At 41.8% G+C, this 20,004-nt stretch carries 15 protein-coding genes; 13 read left to right on the top strand and 2 right to left on the bottom strand.

The genetic code is table 11. The features are described 5' to 3' along the window. Positions 1–43 precede the first annotated feature (43 nt). Positions 44–1,366: a DUF6089 family protein gene (locus tag HDC92_RS11560; RefSeq protein ID WP_015809530.1), complete on the top strand. Its 1,323-nt coding sequence runs from the start codon at positions 44–46 to the stop codon at positions 1,364–1,366. A 920-nt stretch (positions 1,367–2,286) separates the two neighbouring features. Then, complete coding sequence (locus tag HDC92_RS11555; protein ID WP_015809528.1) at positions 2,287–2,466, top strand: hypothetical protein; 180 nt, start codon at positions 2,287–2,289, stop codon at positions 2,464–2,466. A gap of 188 nt (positions 2,467–2,654) precedes the next feature. On the opposite strand, the gene HDC92_RS11550 is transcribed toward HDC92_RS11555, so the two are convergent. Further along, complete coding sequence (locus HDC92_RS11550; protein ID WP_183874623.1) at positions 2,655–3,812, bottom strand: ATP-binding protein; 1,158 nt, start codon at positions 3,810–3,812, stop codon at positions 2,655–2,657. A gap of 205 nt (positions 3,813–4,017) precedes the next feature. On the opposite strand from HDC92_RS11550, the gene HDC92_RS11545 reads away from it, so the two are divergent. From HDC92_RS11545 to HDC92_RS11520, 6 genes are all read left to right on the top strand, one after another. After that, positions 4,018–4,485, top strand: a complete 468-nt coding sequence (locus HDC92_RS11545; RefSeq protein ID WP_015809525.1) for a MarR family winged helix-turn-helix transcriptional regulator — start codon at positions 4,018–4,020, stop codon at positions 4,483–4,485. A gap of 29 nt (positions 4,486–4,514) precedes the next feature. Continuing rightward, positions 4,515–6,878, top strand: coding sequence for a 3-hydroxyacyl-CoA dehydrogenase/enoyl-CoA hydratase family protein (locus tag HDC92_RS11540; protein WP_183874621.1), 2,364 nt, complete (start codon positions 4,515–4,517; stop codon positions 6,876–6,878). A gap of 16 nt (positions 6,879–6,894) precedes the next feature. Beyond that, positions 6,895–8,073, top strand: a complete 1,179-nt coding sequence (locus tag HDC92_RS11535; RefSeq protein ID WP_183874619.1) for an acetyl-CoA C-acyltransferase — start codon at positions 6,895–6,897, stop codon at positions 8,071–8,073. Positions 8,074–8,085: 12 nt separating this feature from the next. Continuing rightward, on the top strand, positions 8,086–9,876 hold the full coding sequence (locus tag HDC92_RS11530) for an acyl-CoA dehydrogenase family protein (protein WP_183874617.1): 1,791 nt from the start codon (positions 8,086–8,088) through the stop codon (positions 9,874–9,876). 161 nt (positions 9,877–10,037) lie between these two features. Next, positions 10,038–10,529 (top strand): FKBP-type peptidyl-prolyl cis-trans isomerase, encoded by a 492-nt coding sequence (locus HDC92_RS11525; RefSeq protein WP_183874615.1) that lies wholly within the window; start codon positions 10,038–10,040, stop codon positions 10,527–10,529. After that, entirely contained in the window at positions 10,526–11,425 is a 900-nt protein-coding gene (locus tag HDC92_RS11520) for an FKBP-type peptidyl-prolyl cis-trans isomerase (protein WP_015809520.1), read from the top strand. Before HDC92_RS11525 ends, HDC92_RS11520 begins: the two co-directional genes overlap by 4 nt. 29 nt (positions 11,426–11,454) lie before the next feature. Here HDC92_RS11520 and HDC92_RS11515 read toward each other — a convergent pair whose 3' ends face one another. Next, complete coding sequence (locus tag HDC92_RS11515; RefSeq protein WP_183874613.1) at positions 11,455–12,369, bottom strand: TIGR01777 family oxidoreductase; 915 nt, start codon at positions 12,367–12,369, stop codon at positions 11,455–11,457. 208 nt (positions 12,370–12,577) lie between these two features. Between HDC92_RS11515 and HDC92_RS11510 the strand changes: the two genes are divergently transcribed. The 5 genes from HDC92_RS11510 to HDC92_RS11490 all read left to right on the top strand — a co-directional run bounded on the left by HDC92_RS11510 (position 12,578) and on the right by HDC92_RS11490 (position 19,997). Continuing rightward, positions 12,578–13,870, top strand: a complete 1,293-nt coding sequence (locus tag HDC92_RS11510) for a DASH family cryptochrome (protein ID WP_183874611.1) — start codon at positions 12,578–12,580, stop codon at positions 13,868–13,870. Between the two features lie 145 nt (positions 13,871–14,015). Continuing rightward, complete coding sequence (locus tag HDC92_RS11505) at positions 14,016–14,894, top strand: MerR family transcriptional regulator (protein WP_317618092.1); 879 nt, start codon at positions 14,016–14,018, stop codon at positions 14,892–14,894. Between the two features lie 65 nt (positions 14,895–14,959). After that, positions 14,960–17,755 (top strand): 2-oxoglutarate dehydrogenase E1 component, encoded by a 2,796-nt coding sequence (locus HDC92_RS11500; RefSeq protein WP_015809516.1) that lies wholly within the window; start codon positions 14,960–14,962, stop codon positions 17,753–17,755. 18 nt (positions 17,756–17,773) lie between these two features. After that, the gene (gene odhB / locus HDC92_RS11495) at positions 17,774–19,012 is read left to right on the top strand and encodes a 2-oxoglutarate dehydrogenase complex dihydrolipoyllysine-residue succinyltransferase (RefSeq protein WP_183874607.1); all 1,239 of its coding nucleotides are present in this window, start codon (positions 17,774–17,776) and stop codon (positions 19,010–19,012) included. A gap of 94 nt (positions 19,013–19,106) precedes the next feature. After that, a complete protein-coding gene (locus HDC92_RS11490; protein ID WP_015809514.1) occupies positions 19,107–19,997 on the top strand; it encodes a hypothetical protein in 891 nt (296 codons plus the stop codon). The last annotated feature ends 7 nt before the right edge of the window (positions 19,998–20,004 follow it).

Here is a 20,004-nt window from a genome sequence, read left to right as displayed (position 1 = left end):
TTTTCAGAATTAAATATTCTACTAATTATTTAACCCTCATATTATGAAACAAAAATTATTTAAATGTTTGCCCGTAGCTGTAGCGGCTTTGTTACTGGGAGGTACTGCCCAGGCGCAAGAAAAAATGAGTGCCGAAGCCAATCAGCTGTCGACCTGGTCGATAGGTGTAAACGCAGGGGTGCTTAGTCCGATTTCCCCATTGGGTGGCAAAAACGATTTCTCGAACTGGAAAAGCAGTCTGGGTTATGGCTTGTACATCAAGAAACAGTTTACACCTTATTTCTCTTTACGTTTAGACGGTGTGAGGGGTAAATTAAAAGGAGACAATTCGGAGGCCTGGGACGGTGGTGGTACCAATGCAAGTCCGGTTAGCGCTTTTGAAACAGACCTTTCTTATTCAGGAAGTTTAAATGCTGTGGTTAACCTGTTTAACATAGACATGTTTAACAAGAACAGTGCAGTGCAATTATATGCATCGGCGGGTGCTGGTTTAGCAGGTTATAAAGTTAAAACTGCTGCAGGATCGGGTGCTTTAACGGATTATGCCGGTGGCAAAACCATTAGCGAGCTGATCATTCCGGTAGGTGTTGGTGCTAAATTTAAAGTAGCTGAAAAGGTAAACCTGGATCTGGGCTGGACCATTAACTATGTTGATGGCGATAACCTGGATGGTTATTACCGTGGCAGCAATGACAAGTATAATTATGCGTATGCAGGTCTGGAATTTTCTTTAGGAAAAGGAAAGCAACTGGCATGGCATAATCCTGTGGCTTTAACTTATGACGAAGCCTTGCAGGCCAAACAAACTGCCAATGCATTAAAAAGCGACCTGGATGCCCAGAAAGCTGAGAATGCAAGGTTAAGAACTGAGATGAACGACCTGTTGAAAGACAGTGACGGTGATGGTGTGGCAGATAAACTGGATAAATGTCCGGGTACACCTGCGGGCGTTGTGGTTGATGGTTCGGGCTGTCCTTTAAAAGTACCTGCTCCGGTTGAGAAAATCATCATTACAGAAGCCGACCGCAAAGTGGTTGCCGATGCCATTAAAAACTTAGAGTTTGATTTGGGCAAAGCCACTATCCGCCAGAAATCTTATGCTACATTGAACCGTGTTGCTGAACTGCTGATCCAGAAAAACTTTAGTTTGAAACTGGCAGGACATACAGACAATACAGGTTCTGCAGCTTTAAACATGCGTTTGTCTAAAGACAGGGCAGAATCGGTAAAAGCTTACCTGGTTTCGCAGGGTGCAAATGCATCGCGTATTGAAGCTACAGGTTATGGTATGAACCAACCTATTGCAAGCAATAAAACTGCTGCAGGTCGTCAGCAAAACAGAAGGGTAGAGTTTACCTTGTTCTAGTCTGAAATACGACATTGAATTTTAAAAGCCTCCCTGATATTCGGGGAGGCTTTTTGCTTTTATATATAACGCATAAGCTATATTCTTCCTAAGCTCTTTTACCTATCTTACTACAGGGTAGTATATAAAAATATAGTAAGTACAATATCAAAACATAATGAATACAGAATTAAAATACCTTTAAGTTACCTTTTGATTACCCTTGAGATACCGTTGGAATACCATATAGGGTATTCCAACGGTATCTCAAGGGTATTTTAACAGTATTATAATTCTTTATTCATATTATAATTATTTAATTGCCACTATATTTTCATATAAAACGATGTAGTAAGCCTTCTCTTGATTTAATGCTATCTTTATAATTGCCTGTTATTGAAGATGATCAGAAATCTAACCAAATATTAATATATAAGACAGTTAACTAAGGCCTTGGGCCAGAATAAAAATTAAAAATCTGTATAAAATATTATAATTTGTTCGTTTTGTTGTTCGTAAAATCAACATTGTCAATGGTTTATGGCTTCATTCTATGTGTTTAAATTTTTGGAAGATGTAAGACTATTAACCAATAGTTCTTGTTTCGGCTTACTCGTCACTATAAACTGGATCTAAAGCGTCGAGATTCTCGAAATCTTCATGCTTACCACCTACTCCATCAAAATATTGATTTTTCATATAAAATTTTACTGTATAGATTTTTATATTAATTTATAGGATAAATTTGTTATTTAAAGTTTTGTTGTTATATTTGATTATAACTTATCATTTAAATTGAAAATGGTTAAACCAGGTAATACAGAAGCGGAGGCATTGGATCATATCGTCAGTGAGCCAGCCGAAACTTATATTACCGGGAATCGTAGCTCAGGCCAGGTATATATTAACCCATTTAATGACTAACATAGGAGGAACGAAATATGAACAGAGCAGCACAAAAAAGAGAATGGGATTATTATAGCGTACTGGAATCTGCAAAAGAAGAACGTGCTTTGGCTGAGAAAAAGTCAATTGCTAAAAATTTCAAAATTAAAGGGGTTGATCTTAAAGTCATTGCTGATGCAACAGGTCTTTCTATTGAAGAGATCGTTGCATTATAGTGGAAACCACATGTTAATGACCCCCGTTGACCATTTAATAAAGACCCTGTTGCCATTTTAATTTGATCCCTTTTGGCCAAAATAAAATGACCCATAACTAAATTGCTCCACAAGTGTTTATAAACGTATTGAATTAAGATTTAAATTGCTGAAGTGAGGTCAATGAAAATGGTTTGCCCAGCTTAGTATTAAATATTTTTCCAGCTGATCACGTTGTATTTGGTGCGTGACTGATCTTCACCACCACCATATATCAGGTTTTTTTTAATAACTAGATTTGGGGTCAATCCTTCAAAATAGTCCAGTTCCTTAAATAAGGAAGCGGAAATGGTTTGGGTGGCTTTGATTTCAAAAATATCAAAGCCATTGTTGGTTTTTATTAATAAATCTACTTCCCGGTTATTGCTGTCCTGCCAAAAATTATAATCCTTGTGCAGGTATTGATGGTAATTTTTCTTTTGGAATTCGGCAATGATCATATTTTCAAAAAGATTGCCTTTCAGTCTGTTCTGTTCAAAATCTTCTGGCGATCTGATACCTAGTAAGTGGTTGAGCAGGCCCGTGTCGTAAAAATAGAGCTTTGGGGTTTTTACCAAACGTTTGTTGAAGTTTTGGTAATAGGGCTGTAATTGGAATGTAATATAGCTGCTTTCCAGGATAGATAACCAAGCCTTTGCAGTGGGCTGTGAAATGTTACATTCGTTAGCCAATGCATTGATGTTTAACAGTTGCCCCGCACGACCGGCACATAAGCCTAAAAAAGTGCGGAATAAGCTGATGTCACGAATGTTGAGCAATTCGGTTACATCCTTTTGAATATAAGTTTGTATATAATTGGCATAAAATACAACCGGATCTATTTCGCGTGTATATATAGCGGGATAAAAGCCTTTTACTGCGGTTTCGGCGTAGGATACGTTTGGAATACCCGCGCCTTTTAGTTCAGAAAAATCAAAGGGCAATAGCTTAAATAAAGCCACACGACCGGCCAGGGTTTGTGTGATGCTGTTTAAGAGGTGAAAATTTTGAGAACCGGATAAAATAAACTGCCCCATCTGCCCACTGTCATCTACAATACCCTGGATGTAAGAAAAAAGACCCGGTGCGCGTTGTACCTCGTCAAAAATTACCCGCTCATTGTATAATTTTAAAAAGCCAACAGGATCATCTGTTGCAAATGCCCGAACATCCGGATTCTCCAGGGATACATACCTGTAGTCATTAAACAATTCTTTTAACAAAGTAGTTTTCCCTGACTGCCGGGGACCGGTTAGGGCAATTATTGGGAATTTGTTTTTTTGCTGCTCTATTTTTGCTGCAATTTGCCTGTTTACAAAGCCTTTCATACTTCAAAGATACGGTTATTTTGAAATTGCATAGGTTTTATTTTGAAATTACATAAACTTTATTTTGAAATTGCATAACTTCCGGAGGCAGCGTCTAAGCCTTCCCCTCTATGGTAAAGCCCTATTTTAGGTTAAACTATTTTAACAAATGTACTTGCATTATATTTTTTAATTGTATAGCTTTGTTATGCAAGCATAGTATTTAATGAAACAGCAGGAAACAATAGATTATTTTTTGAAGGTAGTTTGGCAAAATGTATCCAATACATACAACCAGATCGCTTCGGGCTTCGGCATTACACAGGCCATAGGGTATGTGCTGATCAATATTGACAAGGAAGGTACGGCGGTTTCGCAGCTGGCCGGGCTGCTCGGGGTAAAGGCCACCAGTTTGTCAAGAATGCTAAACAATATGGAAGATTTGGGGTTAATATACAGGGAAACTGCTGCCGGAGACAAACGCTCCGTAAAAGTTTACCTGACCGGACTGGGTTATGAAAAAAGGCATATGGCCAAAGGTGTGGTAATCGCATTTAATGAATACCTGAACAAGAACCTATCTGCAACGGAGAAAAATAACCTGCTGGTTACTTTGCAAAAGGTGAATAAGCTGACCCTGGGCTATAAAGTTCCTGAAGAAGTGGTTCAGGCTTCCGGGAACGAACAGGATTGAATGAAAGACCATATATATTTATTGATAAGATGATGAACAAAAAAATAAATAGAGTAGCGGTATTGGGCTCTGGTATTATGGGTTCGCGCATTGCCTGTCACTTTGCCAACATCGGCGTAGAAGTGCTGCTGCTTGATATTGCCGCAAAAGAAGGAGATAAGAACAGTATTGTAAATACAGCGCTGCAAACTGCAGTAAAAACCAACCCTTCTCCGGTTTATTCAAAAAAAGTTCTGACTAATATTGCGACCGGAAATTTTGAAGACGATATGTCTAAAATTGCCGCTTACGATTGGATCATAGAGGTTGTGGTAGAAAATCTTGACATCAAGAAAAAGGTGTTTGAACAGGTAGAACAGTACCGTAAGCCTGGCACACTGGTTACTTCAAATACATCAGGAATCCCCATTCATTTAATGGCCGAGGGCAGAACGGATGATTTTAAGGCCAACTTTTGCGGAACACACTTTTTTAATCCGCCCCGCTATTTAAGGTTACTGGAAATTATTCCTACTCCGCATACAAGACCTGAGCTGGTCGACTTTTTAATGCATTATGGTGATAAATTTTTGGGCAAGACTACCGTTTTGTGTAAAGATACACCGGCATTTATTGCCAATCGTGTAGGGGTTTATTCGATTATGGCCCTGCTGCACCTGGTAGAAAAAATGGACCTTACCGTAGAGGAGGTAGACAAGTTTACCGGACCCGCATTGGGCAGGCCAAAATCGGCTACTTTCCGCACTACCGATGTGGTTGGCCTGGATACCATGATCAAGGTAGCTAAAGGGCTGTACGACAACTGTCCGGATGACAAGGCGCATGAGCTGTTTAAACTGCCGGGATACGTAGAAAAGATGGAAGCCAATAAATGGCTGGGCGATAAAACCGGACAGGGTTTTTACAAAAAAACAAAATCTGCCGAAGGCAAAACAGAAATACTGGCGCTTGACCTGAAAACGATGGAATACCGTCCACAGGAAAAAGTGAAATCGGCTACGCTGGAGCTGACCAAGCCAATTGAACAGGTACGCGACCGGATGAAGGTGTTTGCGGCAGGAAAAGATAAAGCAGCTGAACTGTTCAGGGCCTCGTTTTTTGGGCTGTTTGAATATGTGTCGGACAGGATCCCTGAAATTTCGGATGAACTGTACAGAATTGATGATGCCATGCGTGCGGGATTTGGATGGGAGCTGGGGCCTTTTGAGGTTTGGGACGCTGTAGGTGTTGCCGAGGCCATTGAAGGCATGAAAAAGTATGGACACGAGGCTGCGGCCTGGGTGCATGAAATGCTGGCGGCCGGAAATACATCGTTTTACAGGATAGAAGATGGGGTTCGCAAATATTATGATATCCCGACTAAAAGCTATAAAGCAGTGCCGGGTACAGAGGCTTTTATCATTCTGGATAACTTAAGGGCAAGTAAGGTGCTCTGGAAAAATTCGGGAGCCTCTATTATTGACCTGGGTGACGGGATCATCAATGTGGAATTCCACTCTAAGATGAATACCATTGGCGGCGATACTTTGCAGGCCATAAATAAAGCCATTGATATGGCAGAAAAAGATTACAAAGGGCTGGTGATTGGGAATGACGGCGCCAATTTTTCGGCCGGCGCCAATGTAGGGATGATCTTTATGATGGCGGTAGAGCAGGAATGGGAAGAGCTGAACATGGCCATCCGCTTATTCCAGAATACCTCTATGCGCATCAGGTATTCTTCTATTCCGGTAGTGGTAGCCCCGCACAATTTAACTTTGGGCGGGGGTTGCGAGTTTAGTTTGCATGCCGACCATGTACAGCTCAATGCTGAAACGTATATGGGCCTGGTTGAGTTTGGTGTAGGGGTAATTCCCGGCGGGGGTGGTACTAAAGAGTTCGCTTTGCGTGCATCTGATGAATATAAGGATGATCAGATTGTTCAGAATGTGCTTAAGGACAGGTTTTTAACTATAGGTATGGCTAAGGTGTCTACATCAGCTGTTGAGGCTTTTGAGTTGGGTTATCTTCAAAAAGGCAAGTATGCTATTTCCATGAACAGGAGCAGGTTAATTGCTGATGCTAAAGCCAAGGCAATTGAACTTGCAGATGCGGGTTATACGCAGCCGGTTAGACGGAAAGACATTAAAGTGTTGGGTAAGCAGGGTTTAGGTATTGTGTATGCCGGTGCCAATACCATGTACTCTGGTCATTATATTTCTGAACATGATAAAAAGATTTCAGAGAAACTGGGCTGGGTGATGTGTGGAGGTGACCTTTCTTCGCCAACAGAGGTAACGGAACAGTATTTACTGGATTTGGAAAGAGAAGTGTTTTTATCACTTTGTGGGGAAAGGAAAACGCTGGAGCGCATCCAGAGTATTGTAACTAAAGGCAAACCGTTAAGGAATTAATAAAAAGGATATTGACATGCAGGAAGCATATATTATAGCAGGATATCGTACCGCAGTGGGCAAGGCCCCCCGTGGTGTATTTCGTTTTACGAGGGCAGATGATCTGGCAGCTGAAGTGATCAGACATTTGGTGGCATCTATACCCAATCTGGATAATGAGCAAATTGATGATGTGATTGTAGGTAATGCTACACCTGAAGCAGAGCAGGGATTGAATGTTGGCAGGATGATTTCTTTAATGGGGCTGGATACGGATAAGGTGCCGGGTGTAACGGTGAACAGATATTGTGCATCTGGCCTGGAAACCATTGCCACGGCGGTTGCCAAAATTAAAAGTGGTATGGCCGATTGTATTATTGCCGGCGGGGTTGAAGTGATGTCGGGTATGCCATTTGGTGGTTGGAAAGTTGTTCCGAATGCCGAGGTTGCCAGGGTTAATCCGGATTGGTATTGGGGTATGGGTTTAACTGCTGAGGCTGTTGCCCGTGAATATAAAGTGAGCAGGGAAGACCAGGATGAGTTTTCTTATCATTCGCACCAAAAAGCAGTTGAAGCAATCAAAAATGGTCATCTGAAAGATGGGATTTTGCCAATTACGGTAAATGAAAATTACCTGGATGCAGATATGAAAAAGAAAACCCGCAGTTATGTTGTAGATACAGATGAAGGTCCAAGGGCCGATACTTCGATAGAGAAACTGGCCAAACTGAAACCGGTATTTGCCGCTGATGGTTGTATTACTGCCGGTAATTCTTCGCAAACATCAGATGGTGCGGCGTTTGTACTGGTGGTTTCTGAAAAGAAAATGAAGGAACTGGGTGTTGAGCCTGTTGCACGTCTGGTAAGCTATGATATAGCAGGTGTTCCACCGCGTATTATGGGAATTGGCCCTATCTATGCAATTCCTAAAGCGCTGAAACAAGCAGGAATGACGCTTGATCAGCTTGAATTAATTGAATTGAATGAAGCTTTTGCCTCTCAGTCGCTCGCGGTTGTCAGGGAACTGGGCATCAACACAGCTATTTTAAATGTAAACGGGGGTGCGATTGCGCTTGGTCACCCGCTTGGGTGTACCGGTGCTAAGCTATCTGTACAATTGTTTAATGAACTAAAAAGGAGAAAACAAAAATATGGCATGGTAACCATGTGCGTGGGTAGCGGACAGGGTGCAGCCGGTATTTTTGAAATGCTTTAATCTGATAAGGATATGGAAACTACAGACAAAAAAACGATTAAAGGTGGAGAGTTTTTAATTACGGAAACCTCGTATCAGGATGTATTTATTCCTGAAGAATTTGATGAAGAGCAAAATATGATTGCACAGACCTGCCGCGACTTTTTGGCTGCGGAGGTGTATCCTAACCTGGACCGCATAGATGCGCAGGAAGAGGGACTGATGCCATCTTTAATGGATAAGGCCGGTGAACTGGGGGTTTTAGGTGTTTCTATACCTGAAGTTTACGGTGGATTTGGAAAGAACTTTAATACTTCTATGCTGGTTGCCGATGTGATTGGTGCGGGACATTCCTTTGCTGTGGCCCTTTCGGCCCATACCGGGATAGGGACCCTGCCCATTTTGTATTACGGAACGGAAGAACAGAAAAATAAATATATCCCTAAACTGGGAACAGGCGAATGGAAGGCCGCTTATTGTTTAACAGAACCCAATTCGGGATCTGATGCCAATTCGGGTAAAACCAAAGCTAAATTGTCTGAAGACGGGAAACATTACCTGATCAATGGTCAGAAAATGTGGATCACCAACGGGGGCTTTGCAGATGTGTTTATCGTATTCGCCAAGATTGATGATGACGAGAATTTAACTGCTTTTATTGTTGAACGGGCATTTGGTGGCATTACCATGAACCCTGAAGAGCATAAAATGGGTATTAAAGGCTCATCTACGCGCCAGGTTTTCTTTAACGATTGCCCGGTTCCTGTAGAAAACATGCTTTCGGAACGGCAAAACGGTTTTAAGATTGCGGTTAACATCCTGAATATTGGCAGGATTAAGCTGGCGGCCGCAGCGATCGGTGCATCTAAATCGGTAATTGACACCGCTATTAATTATTCGAATGAACGCATCCAGTTTGACCGTCAGATCTCTAAATATGGGGCCATCCGTTACAAGCTGGCAGAAATGGCCACTAAAGTGTATGCGGTAGAATCGGCAAATTATCGTGCCGGCCAGAATATTGATGATGCTTATGATGCTTTGGTTGCAGGGGGGATGGATGCCGGTAAGGCTAAGCTGAAATCGACCGAGCAGTTTGCCGTTGAATGTGCCATATTGAAAGTTTGGGGATCGGAGGCACTGGACTATGTGGTGGATGAAGGGGTGCAGATTTATGGCGGGATGGGCTTTTCGGCAGAGGCACCTATGGACAGGGCCTATCGCGATGCGCGGATCAACCGGATCTTTGAGGGCACGAATGAGATCAACAGGTTGCTGACAGTAGATATGATGCTGAAACGTGCAATGAAAGGAGAACTGGACCTGATGACCCCTGCAACTGCGGTAGCGGCCGAACTGATGGCTATCCCTGAATTTGGAGAGGAAGACGATACGCTTTTTGCAGCGGAGAAAAAGCTCATCAAGAATTTGAAAAAAGCAACCCTGATGGTTGCCGGAGCGGCTGTGCAGAAACTAATGATGAGTTTGTCGAAAGAACAGGAAATACTGATGAACATTGCCGATATGGCCAGTTATGTGTATATCGCTGAGTCGGCCATGCTGAGAACCGAAAAGCTGGTTAGTCTGCGGGGTGAGGAAGCCTGTACAGGCCAGCTGAACATGATGCGCATTTATTTTGTGGAAGCTGTTGATGCGGTGCAGAAAGCAGGAAAAGAGGCTTTATGGGCTTTTGCCGAAGGGGATGAGCAAAGGATGATGCTGGTTGGCCTGAGAAGGTTTACCAAAATGGAGCCTTTTAATGTGAAGGAAGCCAGACAAAAGGTGGCTCAGCAACTTATTGCTGCCAATAAATATTGTTATTAAAGACATTGTCATAAAAGAGACGATTCATAATTAAAAACTGGGCGCCCGTAATGTAATTGCGGGCGTTTTTTTTGTGGGCCCATATGATTTTACCGGATATAGATTTGTTAAAATTGGTTAAAAATTGTGCCATCAGCAATAAAAGACTATTTTTGTGAATTATGTTAAAAACCAGGGTATTGTTGGGGTTTGTTTTGATGGCAGCAGTATTTGTTGCCTGCGAGAAACCCGCACCCTATGATGACAAGGCGCAACTGGAGATTGACGATGCGATAATTGTAAAATATTTGAAAGATAGTTCGGTGACGGCTGTAAAGCACAGTTCGGGCTTGTATTATAACATTATAAGTCCGGGTACGGGGAATGTGGTTTATGGAGATAAGGATTCGATATATGCCAGGTACAGGTTGAAGGTTTTAAAAGACACTGTTCTGCGTGACAGAAGCCTGGACAGTACTTTTGTATTCCTGCTTCCCGGTTATATAGAGGGCTGGCAGACCGGGACCAGGTTGATACAGCCAGGTGGTGCAATCCGTTTAATCATCCCTTCGGCATTAGGCTTTAAAGACAGAGCAGTTACTTCACCTGTAATTCCCCCCAATTCAATATTAGATATCACTTTAGAAATAGATAAAATAAAACACCCCAAATGATTAAAAAGTTATCATTATATACCTTTGCCTTGTTAGGCGCTTTAACGCTGTTCAATTCCTGTAAAAAAGAGTATGAATCTATTGAAACACTGGATACACGTACCATAGAAGATTACCTTTCAAAAAACAACATTCCGAAATTAATGGACCCTTCGGGATTTTATTACCAGATTGTATCTGAAGGTACCGGTGCTGCTGTAGTGAATTCAGATTCGGTTTACTATAGTTATGATTTTAAACATGCAAATGGAACCAGCTTTTTAAAGAATGGTGATTATACCATTCCGGGAACATTTCTGGGCTATACAGACCGCTTTAATTTTTTAACCATACCGGCAGTAAGGCTTACACTCGGGAAGTTAAAAAAAGGAGGAACAGCTAAGGTGATCCTGCCCTCAAGAATGGCATTTGGCAAAAATGGACAACCTGCTTTGGGGGTTGAGTCTAATGAGATCGTGATCATCGACCTGAGTTTACTGAATTTTAACAAACAATATGAGGTAGATAACTTCTTGATCAATAAGTTTGTTACTGCAAATAATTTACAGCCGGTACTGGATCCGACACGTGTGCGTTACATCATTTCTAATGAAGGGACTAACAAGCAGGACCTCAAACAGACTTCAGTAGTAAACGTGAAATATACCGGAAGGTTGCTGAACGGAACTGTTTTTGATTCGAGTACAGATGGGGTGACATTTACATTGAACGAACTGATCAAAGGCTGGTATCAGGTAATGCCTGGAAAAATTGGGGTTGGCGGAAAGATCAGGTTACTGATCCCATCAGACCTGGGATATGGTAAGTCTGCCCAAACTGATGCTGCTGGTAGTGTAACTATACCTGGAAACTCCTGTCTGGATTTCGATATAGAAATTGTAAGTATTACAAATTAATACTTAGGATAGGTATAGGTAAATGTAGTCTATTTTTGGGGACTGTAAATAGCGGATAAAGCATCCTCGAGCCGGGTATATCTGAACTTGAAATCGGCTGCCAGTATTTTCTGCGCAGAGGTATTGGTGCTGATAAATATAACCTCGCTCATTTCTCCGAGTATAAGTTTAAGTATTTTTTTGGGTACATTAAAAGGCCATACCGGCCGGTGTAGTTTTTTTGCGATGGCCCTGGTTAATGTGGCATTGGTTACAGAAAAAGGTGCGCATGCATTGTATGCTCCTGAAATCAGGGTGTTTTCTACTGCGGTAGTGTACATGGACACCATGTCATCTATATGCAGCCATGGAACCCATTGCCTGCCGGAACCCAGTGCTGCCCCGGCAAAAAAACGGATGGGCTTTTCTAATGAAGCTAAGGCCCCCTCGTTTTTGCCCAGTACCATACCGGTCCTGAATTTTACTACCCTTATCCCAAGCTTTTTACCTTGATCGACGGCCTGTTCCCATTGTTCACAGCAAGCAGCCATAAAGCCATAGCCGGCAGGACTTTCTTCGGTTAGGATTTCATCTCCGCTATCGCCATACCAGGCAGCGCCTGAAGCAGATATAAAAGTACTGACACTGGCTTTTGTTTCTTTTATGGCCTGATAAAGTAGCTGGGTTGACAAGACCCGGCTGTCGATGATTTGCTGCTTTCTTTTCTTTGTCCATTTATGTGCTGCAATATTTTCGCCGGCCAGGTGGATGACTGTGTCTATCCCCTCCATGCATTGCTGGTCTATTTTATGCTGGTACACGTCCCATAGATACAGCTTTACACCAGGTATATTTTTAGGTTTTCTGGATAAAACAGTAACAGAATGACCGCCTTTTTGTAAGGATTCTATTAGTTTTTTTCCTATCATACCAGTTGCTCCGGTGATCAGAATGTGCTTGTTCATCTTTAAGGATTTTTTTATTTATAACAAAACGTCTAAAATCTGCTTCTTGTATAGTAATTATACAACTTATAACAGGTGTTTTAGTTTGATAAATTATCTTTTTAGGGTAAATATTTTGTTCTGCTTATGTAAAGATTGGTGGCGGGATTCGCTTTAAGATAAAAAATGGCATATTTTTGAAGTTTATCATAAAATTTAATTTAGGTTAATGAAGAATAAAAAAATACTCGTTTGGTTTAGGAATGATCTTCGCTTACATGACAATGAGATGTTGGTTGAAGCGATTGCTAAATCTGACAGTATTTTACCCGTTTATTTTTTTGATCCGCGTTATTTCGAAAATACAAGGTTTGGAACCGCAAAAACCGGGATAGTAAGGGCTTCGTTTTTATTGGAAAGTATCTTGTCGTTAAGAAAAGCTTTTCAACGGTTTGGCGGGGATATTTTACTGGTGCAGGGGAAACCCGAAGATATGATCAGGGACCTGGTAGAACAGTTTGATATTGCAGAAGTATACCATCACCGCGAAGTGGGCCCTGAGGAGACTGAAATTTCAGGCCATGTTGAGGATTTGCTGTGGACATTAAAGATCAATTTAAAGCATTTTATCGGGCATACACTTTACAATAAGGAAGACCTGCCATTTCCGATAAAGGATATCCCGGATGTATTTGCGCAGTTTAAAAAGAAAACTGAGCGTGATGCGATTGTGAAAGCCTGTATTTTGACACCGGAACGTATAGATTTCGTGGAAAATGCAGACTGGGGCCAATTGCCGTCATTAAAGGACCTTGGTTTTGAAACTGTCGCCGGGGCTATGATTGAAAAGTATGCGACTGGTGGCGAGGATTCGGGATTGCAGCATTTGACGCAATTACTGGAAGCGGGTGCTGATATTTATTTGAAACAAAATACTAAACATACACCTGAAAAACCTGGTTTTTCTTCCCGCTTGTCTGCCTGGCTTACCATCGGGTGCCTGTCGCCCAGAATGGTTTACTGGAAGGTGAAGGAAGCAGAGGGGGTTTTTGGACTGAATGCCAATTTTAGCCAGATCTTTCTGGGCCTTTTATGGAGGGATTATTTCCGGTTCATGTTTAAAAAGCATGGCATTGCCTTTCTTCAGGAAACCGATCTGGAGAAAGACATTATGCAGGCTATTGAAAGGGTGGATCCTGCCTTGGAAAAATGGAAAACAGGCTGTACAGCACATCCGGTAGTTGACAAATACATGTATGACCTGAATGCTACTGGTTTTATTCCTCATTCGGGCCGTTTATTGGTGGCTACTTATCTTGTTCATGTTTTAAAAATACACTGGACCTGTGGTGCAGCTTATTTTGAAGAGAAACTGATTGATTATGCGCCGGCCAGTAATTGGGGCAACTGGGCAAGCGTTGCCGGTATTGGTAAAGATGCCAGGTCGAAAAATACATTCGATTTAAACACGCAGATCAAAATTTTGGATATTGCAGTTGCCGACAGCCCTTCTTTCGCCTGATTTGGAGCCTGCTACTGTATTTTTATAAAAACAAATTGCGTAAAGCTTCGTTTTACAGAAAGGCTAAGTATAGGCCATGCTTATAAATGTTAAACAAAAGTTGTATTTTAAACAAAGTTGTTTAACATTTGTTGTTATAAATAATGTGAAGAAATATTCAATTAGTGATATAGAAAGTCTGATAGGCATAAAGGCACACACCATAAGGGCCTGGGAGACCAGGTATAACCTGGTGCCGCCTAAACGTACCCCTACCAATATCAGGTATTACGATGAGGATGACCTGAAAATGCTGCTTAATATTGTAGCCTTAAATGAAAACGGATACAAGATCAGCAGGATTGCCAAGCTGAGCAGGCAACAGGTATCAGATCTGGTGCGGCAGTTAGATTCCGATTGGGGAAATGAGAGCATCCAGTTGCTGAACCTTTCAGATGCTACCCTTAAGTATGATGAAAATGAGTTTTCAAGAATACTTACGGGCTGTATTGATGAAATGGGTTTGGTCAAAACTATGGACCTGGTGCTGTTCCCCTTTATGAAACGTGTAGGAATGCTGTGGCAAACAGGAACCATAAACCCTTCACACGAGCATTTTGCTTCCAGTCTGATCAGGGACAAGATCATTGTGAAAATCGATAAACTGGAAAAACCAAGGAAGAAAAAAGTACTGCGGTTTGTGCTTTTCCTGCCCGAAGCAGAAATGCATGAAACAGGTCTGCTCTTTGCCAGGTATCTGTTAAAAAAATGCGGACATGAAACACTTTACCTGGGGTCGGAAATTCCCTATGCAGATATTAAAAAAGTGATCAGCGGCTATAAACCTGATTATGCATTTATTGTTTTGACCTCGCTTAACCTGGGAAAGGACCTCAACAAGATTATAGAAAAAGTAATGGATTATGTAGAGGTGCCCTTGCTGGTTGCAGGAAGTCTGATCTCTGAATTTGACATTCTTGTAAAAGATAGGCTTACCCCTTTGAAGAATGTTTGTGACATGGTCGAATTTCTTGAAGAATTATAAAGAAATTTGCCTGTTTTATAAGGTAAAATCCTAATTTTGCATCACTTATAGCATATTTATACATAATGGATAATTTATCTTATCTCAGCGGCGCAAATGCCGAATACATAGAGTCCTTATACCAATCTTATAAAGAAGATCCAAACTCGGTTGAATTTGGCTTTCAGAAATTTTTTGAAGGTTTTGATTTCGGCAGAGGTTCCTCTGCAGGGGCAGTTACAGAAGATACCCCTGAGCATTTTTTAAAGGAAGTTAATGTGTTGAACATGATCAATGGTTATCGTCAGCGCGGCCATTTGTTTACACATACCAATCCTGTAAGGGAAAGACGTCAGCATTTGCCTACGCTTGACCTTGAAAATTTTGGACTTAGCACAGCGGATTTGGATACCGTATTTAACGCAAGTGTTGAATTGGGTATTGGTGCGGCCAAGCTGAGCGATATTGTTGCTTTTTTAAAGCAGACTTACTGCCGTTCTATTGGTGTTGAATATAAGTATCTGCGTACTCCTGAAGTACTTTCCTGGTTAGAGCAGAAAATGGAAGGTGTGCGCAACACCCCAAATTTTTCAATTGAAGAAAAGAGAAGGATACTTAAGAAACTGAATGAAGCGGTAAGTTTTGAAAATTTTCTGGGCACTAAGTTTCTGGGACAAAAAAGGTTTTCGCTGGAAGGTGCAGAGGCATTGATCCCCGCCCTCGATTCTGTAATTGAAAAGGGTGCCGAGCTTGGTATTGAAGAGTTTGTAATTGGTATGGCGCACAGAGGACGTTTAAATGTGCTGGCCAATATTATGCAGAAAACCTATAAGGATATTTTTGCTGAGTTTGAAGGTAAGGGGTATAGTGCTGAATCTCCGTTTGGTGGCGATGTGAAATATCACCTGGGTTATTCAACTGATGTGACCACAAATGATGGCAAGAGTGTACACCTGAGTCTTTGTCCGAACCCATCGCACCTGGAAACGGTAGATGGGGTGGTTGAAGGAATGACCAGGTCGAAAATAGATTTTAAATATGGTGGCGACAATGCCCGCATTGCGCCAATACTGATACACGGTGATGCATCTGTTGCAGGACAGGGCATTGTGTATGAAGTGATCCAGATGGCTGGCCTGGATGGATATAAAACCGGCGGGACCATTCACCTGATCATCAACAACCAGATTGGTTTTACCACCAATTTTAAAGATGCAAGGACGAGTACATACTGTACTGATATTGCAAAAGTGACTTTATCGCCCGTGTTTCATGTAAACGGAGATGATGTTGAAGCCCTGGTGTATGCCATTAACCTGGCCATGGAATACCGTCAGAAATATAAAAACGATGTTTTTATAGATATTTTATGCTACCGCAGGTTTGGACATAACGAATCGGATGAGCCTAAATTTACCCAGCCGCTGCTTTATAAAGCGATTGAAAAACATGCGAACCCAAGGGATATTTACATCCAGCAGCTGATAACTGAAGGTAAACTGGAAGCCAGCCTGGCAAAAGAGATGGAAAAAGAATTCCGTGGTATTTTACAGGAACGTTTAAATGAGGCGAAAGAGATTACTTCTACTTACCAGGATGTGAAGTTTGGTGGTGCATGGTCTGACATGCGGATCGCTACACCTAAGGATTTTGAAAGTTCGCCAAGTACCGCTGTTAAAAAAACTACCTTACTGGAAATTGCCAAAAGGATCAGCACATTGCCTTCCAATAAAAAGTTCTTCAAAAAAATTGAGAAGCTTTTTGAGGAACGGAGCAAAATGGCGAATACTACGCATGTATTTGACTGGGCGATGGGTGAGCAGCTGGCTTATGGAACCTTACTTGCAGAAGGTAAAAGGGTACGTTTAAGCGGGCAGGATGTAGAACGTGGTACTTTCTCTCACCGCCATGCGGTACTGACCTTAGAAGATTCGGAAGAGGAATATATCCCACTGGCCAATATTTCTGACCAGCAGGCGCCATTTGACATTTACAATTCGCATTTATCTGAATATGGTGTATTGGGTTTTGAATATGGTTATGCCATGGCCAATCCGAATGCGCTGACCATCTGGGAGGCCCAGTTTGGTGATTTCTTTAACGGGGCACAAATTGTTGTAGACCAGTATGTGGCCAGTGCAGAAACAAAATGGCAGCGTGAAAATGGTTTGGTCATGTTATTGCCACATGGTTATGAAGGACAGGGCCCTGAACACTCATCTGCAAGGATTGAGCGCTTTATGGAGCTTTGTGCAGATTACAATATGCAGGTAACCAATTGTACTACCCCTGCAAACTTTTTCCATGCGTTACGCAGGCAGTTTAAACGTGACTTCAGAAAGCCACTGGTGGTATTTACCCCTAAGAGCCTGTTGCGCCATCCGTTATGTGTTTCTAAACTGGAAGAGTTTACCGATGGCAAGTTCCATGAAGTGATTGCAGATACAAATGTAAAAGCCGCAGATGTAAAAAGGGTATTGTTCTGTAGTGGTAAAATTTACTATGAGCTATTGGAAAAACAGCAAAAAGACCAGATCAGGGATGTTGCGATTGTTCGTGTAGAGCAATTGTATCCTACTCCGGTTGCACAGATGGAAGCTGTTTATAAGAAGTATAAAAACGCAGAAGAAGCCGTATGGGTACAGGAAGAACCTGAAAACATGGGGGCATGGCCGTATTTATTGCGCAGACTGAGAAGAACGATCTTTGGTGATATCGAAGTGATCTCGAGAAAAGAAAGCAGCAGTACGGCCACCGGCTTTGCAAAACAACATGCGGATCAGCAAGCCTATATTCTGGCCAAAGCTTTTGAGATGCCGGTTACTGAAGTAGAGCAGAAGATTGCTAAAAAATCAGTGAGTAAAGTATTTAATGTAGATTAGAAAAATAATACATCAGTTATGAGTATAGAAATAAAAGTTCCGCCAGTTGGCGAGTCGATAACAGAAGTTGTTTTATCACGTTGGGTGAAAAATGATGGTGATGCAGTAGAAATGGATGAGGTGATTGCAGAATTAGAATCTGACAAAGCAACTTTCGAATTAACTGCGGAACAGGCCGGAACTTTGAAAACAGTAGCCAATGAAGGTGATACACTGGCAATTGGTGCTGTAGTTTGTAAAATTGAAGACGCTGGTGCTGCTCCGGCAAAACCTGCCGCAGAGGCCGCACCAGCGGCTGAAAAGGCTGTAGTTGCCGAAGATAAATCGGCTGCCCCTGTAGCAGAAAAAGCTGGTGAAAGCTATGCAACGGGTGCGCCATCGCCGGCTGCGGGTAAAATACTTGCGGAAAAAGGTGTGGATGCCGCTACTGTAAAAGGAACTGGTGTTGATGGAAGAATTACCAAAGACGATGCTTTAAACGCTCAGAAAACTGCGCAACCTGCTGCGAAAGCAGAAGCTCCTAAAGCTTCGGCCCCGGCTGCTCCTGTTGCTGGATCAAGAAATGAGCGCAGGGAAAAAATGTCGCCTTTGCGCAAAACTGTTGCCAAACGCCTGGTTACCGTTAAAAATGAAACGGCTATGCTGACCACTTTTAATGAAGTGAACATGAAGCCGATCATGGACCTGCGCGGAAAATATAAAGATCAGTTTAAGGAAAAATATGGTGTTGGATTAGGCTTTATGAGTTTCTTTACCAAGGCGGTATGCGAGGCACTTAAGGACTTTCCGGCAGTAAATGCACGCATTGATGGTGAATCTATTGTGTATAATGATTTTGCTGATATTTCAATTGCGGTTTCTGCACCTAAGGGACTGGTTGTACCGATTATCAGGAATGCAGAGAGCATGAGCCTTGCACAGATAGAGAAAACAGTTATTGAACTGGCTACTAAAGCGCGTGATAGTAAGTTGACGATTGAAGAAATGACAGGGGGTACTTTTACCATTACCAATGGTGGTGTTTTTGGCTCGATGATGTCGACGCCGATCATCAACGCCCCACAGTCTGCTATTCTTGGAATGCACAATATCATTGAGCGCCCGGTTGCAGAGAAAGGTGAAGTGGTAATCCGTCCGATGATGTATGTGGCCTTGTCGTATGACCACAGGATCATTGATGGAAGAGAATCTGTTGGTTTCCTGGTAAGGGTTAAACAATTGCTGGAAGATCCTGCAAGATTGTTATTGGGTATATAAATGCCTGATAAAGAAAAGGCCTGCATAAAATGCGGGTCTTTTTTGATTTGAACAATTGATTTTATTTATCACCCCCGGTGGGTTGATTGAAATTATGAAAAAGTATTACTTATTTGTTTTTTTATTAGTTTTTTCAAAAAAATTAAGCGCACAGCAAAATATTACTACTTCTGTAAACCGGCCAAAAATTGGTAGAAGTATCTTTTCTAATGAGCTGAAAAGAAATTTTTCCAGAAAAGGAGATTTCTTTGTGATGTGGGGATATAACCATTCCTGGTATGCAAAGAGTGACATCAATTTTAAAGGTCCTGGTTATGATTTTACCCTTAGAGATGTTGTAGCGAATGACCGGCAAACTAAACTGAGCTGGAAATATCTGGAGCCAAGTTCACTAAGTATCCCGCAGTTTAATTTTCACTTTGGTTATTTTATCAAGGACAATTACAGCATCTCATTGGGTTGGGACCATATGAAATATGTGATGGACATTCCGCAGAAGGTGAAGATCGACGGACATATAGATGCTACTGTTTCTGAGCCTGGTATTCCTACAGGCCGCTACGCTGGTGTATATAATGGTGAAATGCTGGAGGTAGGCCCTGATATGCTAAGATTTGAGCATACTGATGGACTAAACTATGCGAGTGCAGAGCTGGAGCGGTATGATGACATTTGGGTAGCTTATTCGCAGCGTACTTCGTTGACCATGGAAACCGGTATAGGTGCTGGTTTGGTGGTGCCCAGAACTGATGCCCATTTATTTGATGTAGGAAAGAACAATTACTGGAATATTGCCGGTTATGGTGTTTCTGCCAAGCTTGGTTTCAAATTTTACATCCTGAAAGGGCTTTATCTGCAAAATAGTACAAAGGTTGGTTATATCGACCTGACTAAAATTCACACCACTGGTAGAAATGATATCGACGGGGCAAGTCAAAAAATTAAGTATATTCAGAATTATACGGTGCTGGGCTTTCAGTTCTAGTATTTAT

It is taken from the genome of Pedobacter sp. AK017 (assembly GCF_014200825.1).
GTDB classification, from domain to species: domain Bacteria; phylum Bacteroidota; class Bacteroidia; order Sphingobacteriales; family Sphingobacteriaceae; genus Pedobacter; species Pedobacter heparinus.
Note: the sequence above shows the minus strand (reverse complement) of the source record. Positions and strands in the feature narration are given on the sequence as shown.

Bases quoted from the DNA above. Each gene is read 5' to 3' on its own strand.
- HDC92_RS11560 (WP_015809530.1), top strand. From the start codon at position 44: ATGAAACAAAAATTATTTAAATGTTTGCCCGTAGCTGTAGCGGCTTTG.
- HDC92_RS11555 (WP_015809528.1), top strand. From the start codon at position 2,287: ATGAACAGAGCAGCACAAAAAAGAGAATGGGATTATTATAGCGTACTG.
- HDC92_RS11550 (WP_183874623.1), bottom strand. From the start codon at position 3,812: ATGAAAGGCTTTGTAAACAGGCAAATTGCAGCAAAAATAGAGCAGCAA.
- HDC92_RS11545 (WP_015809525.1), top strand. From the start codon at position 4,018: ATGAAACAGCAGGAAACAATAGATTATTTTTTGAAGGTAGTTTGGCAA.
- HDC92_RS11540 (WP_183874621.1), top strand. From the start codon at position 4,515: ATGATGAACAAAAAAATAAATAGAGTAGCGGTATTGGGCTCTGGTATT.
- HDC92_RS11535 (WP_183874619.1), top strand. From the start codon at position 6,895: ATGCAGGAAGCATATATTATAGCAGGATATCGTACCGCAGTGGGCAAG.
- HDC92_RS11530 (WP_183874617.1), top strand. From the start codon at position 8,086: ATGGAAACTACAGACAAAAAAACGATTAAAGGTGGAGAGTTTTTAATT.
- HDC92_RS11525 (WP_183874615.1), top strand. From the start codon at position 10,038: ATGTTAAAAACCAGGGTATTGTTGGGGTTTGTTTTGATGGCAGCAGTA.
- HDC92_RS11520 (WP_015809520.1), top strand. From the start codon at position 10,526: ATGATTAAAAAGTTATCATTATATACCTTTGCCTTGTTAGGCGCTTTA.
- HDC92_RS11515 (WP_183874613.1), bottom strand. From the start codon at position 12,369: ATGAACAAGCACATTCTGATCACCGGAGCAACTGGTATGATAGGAAAA.
- HDC92_RS11510 (WP_183874611.1), top strand. From the start codon at position 12,578: ATGAAGAATAAAAAAATACTCGTTTGGTTTAGGAATGATCTTCGCTTA.
- HDC92_RS11500 (WP_015809516.1), top strand. From the start codon at position 14,960: ATGGATAATTTATCTTATCTCAGCGGCGCAAATGCCGAATACATAGAG.
- odhB (WP_183874607.1), top strand. From the start codon at position 17,774: ATGAGTATAGAAATAAAAGTTCCGCCAGTTGGCGAGTCGATAACAGAA.
- HDC92_RS11490 (WP_015809514.1), top strand. From the start codon at position 19,107: ATGAAAAAGTATTACTTATTTGTTTTTTTATTAGTTTTTTCAAAAAAA.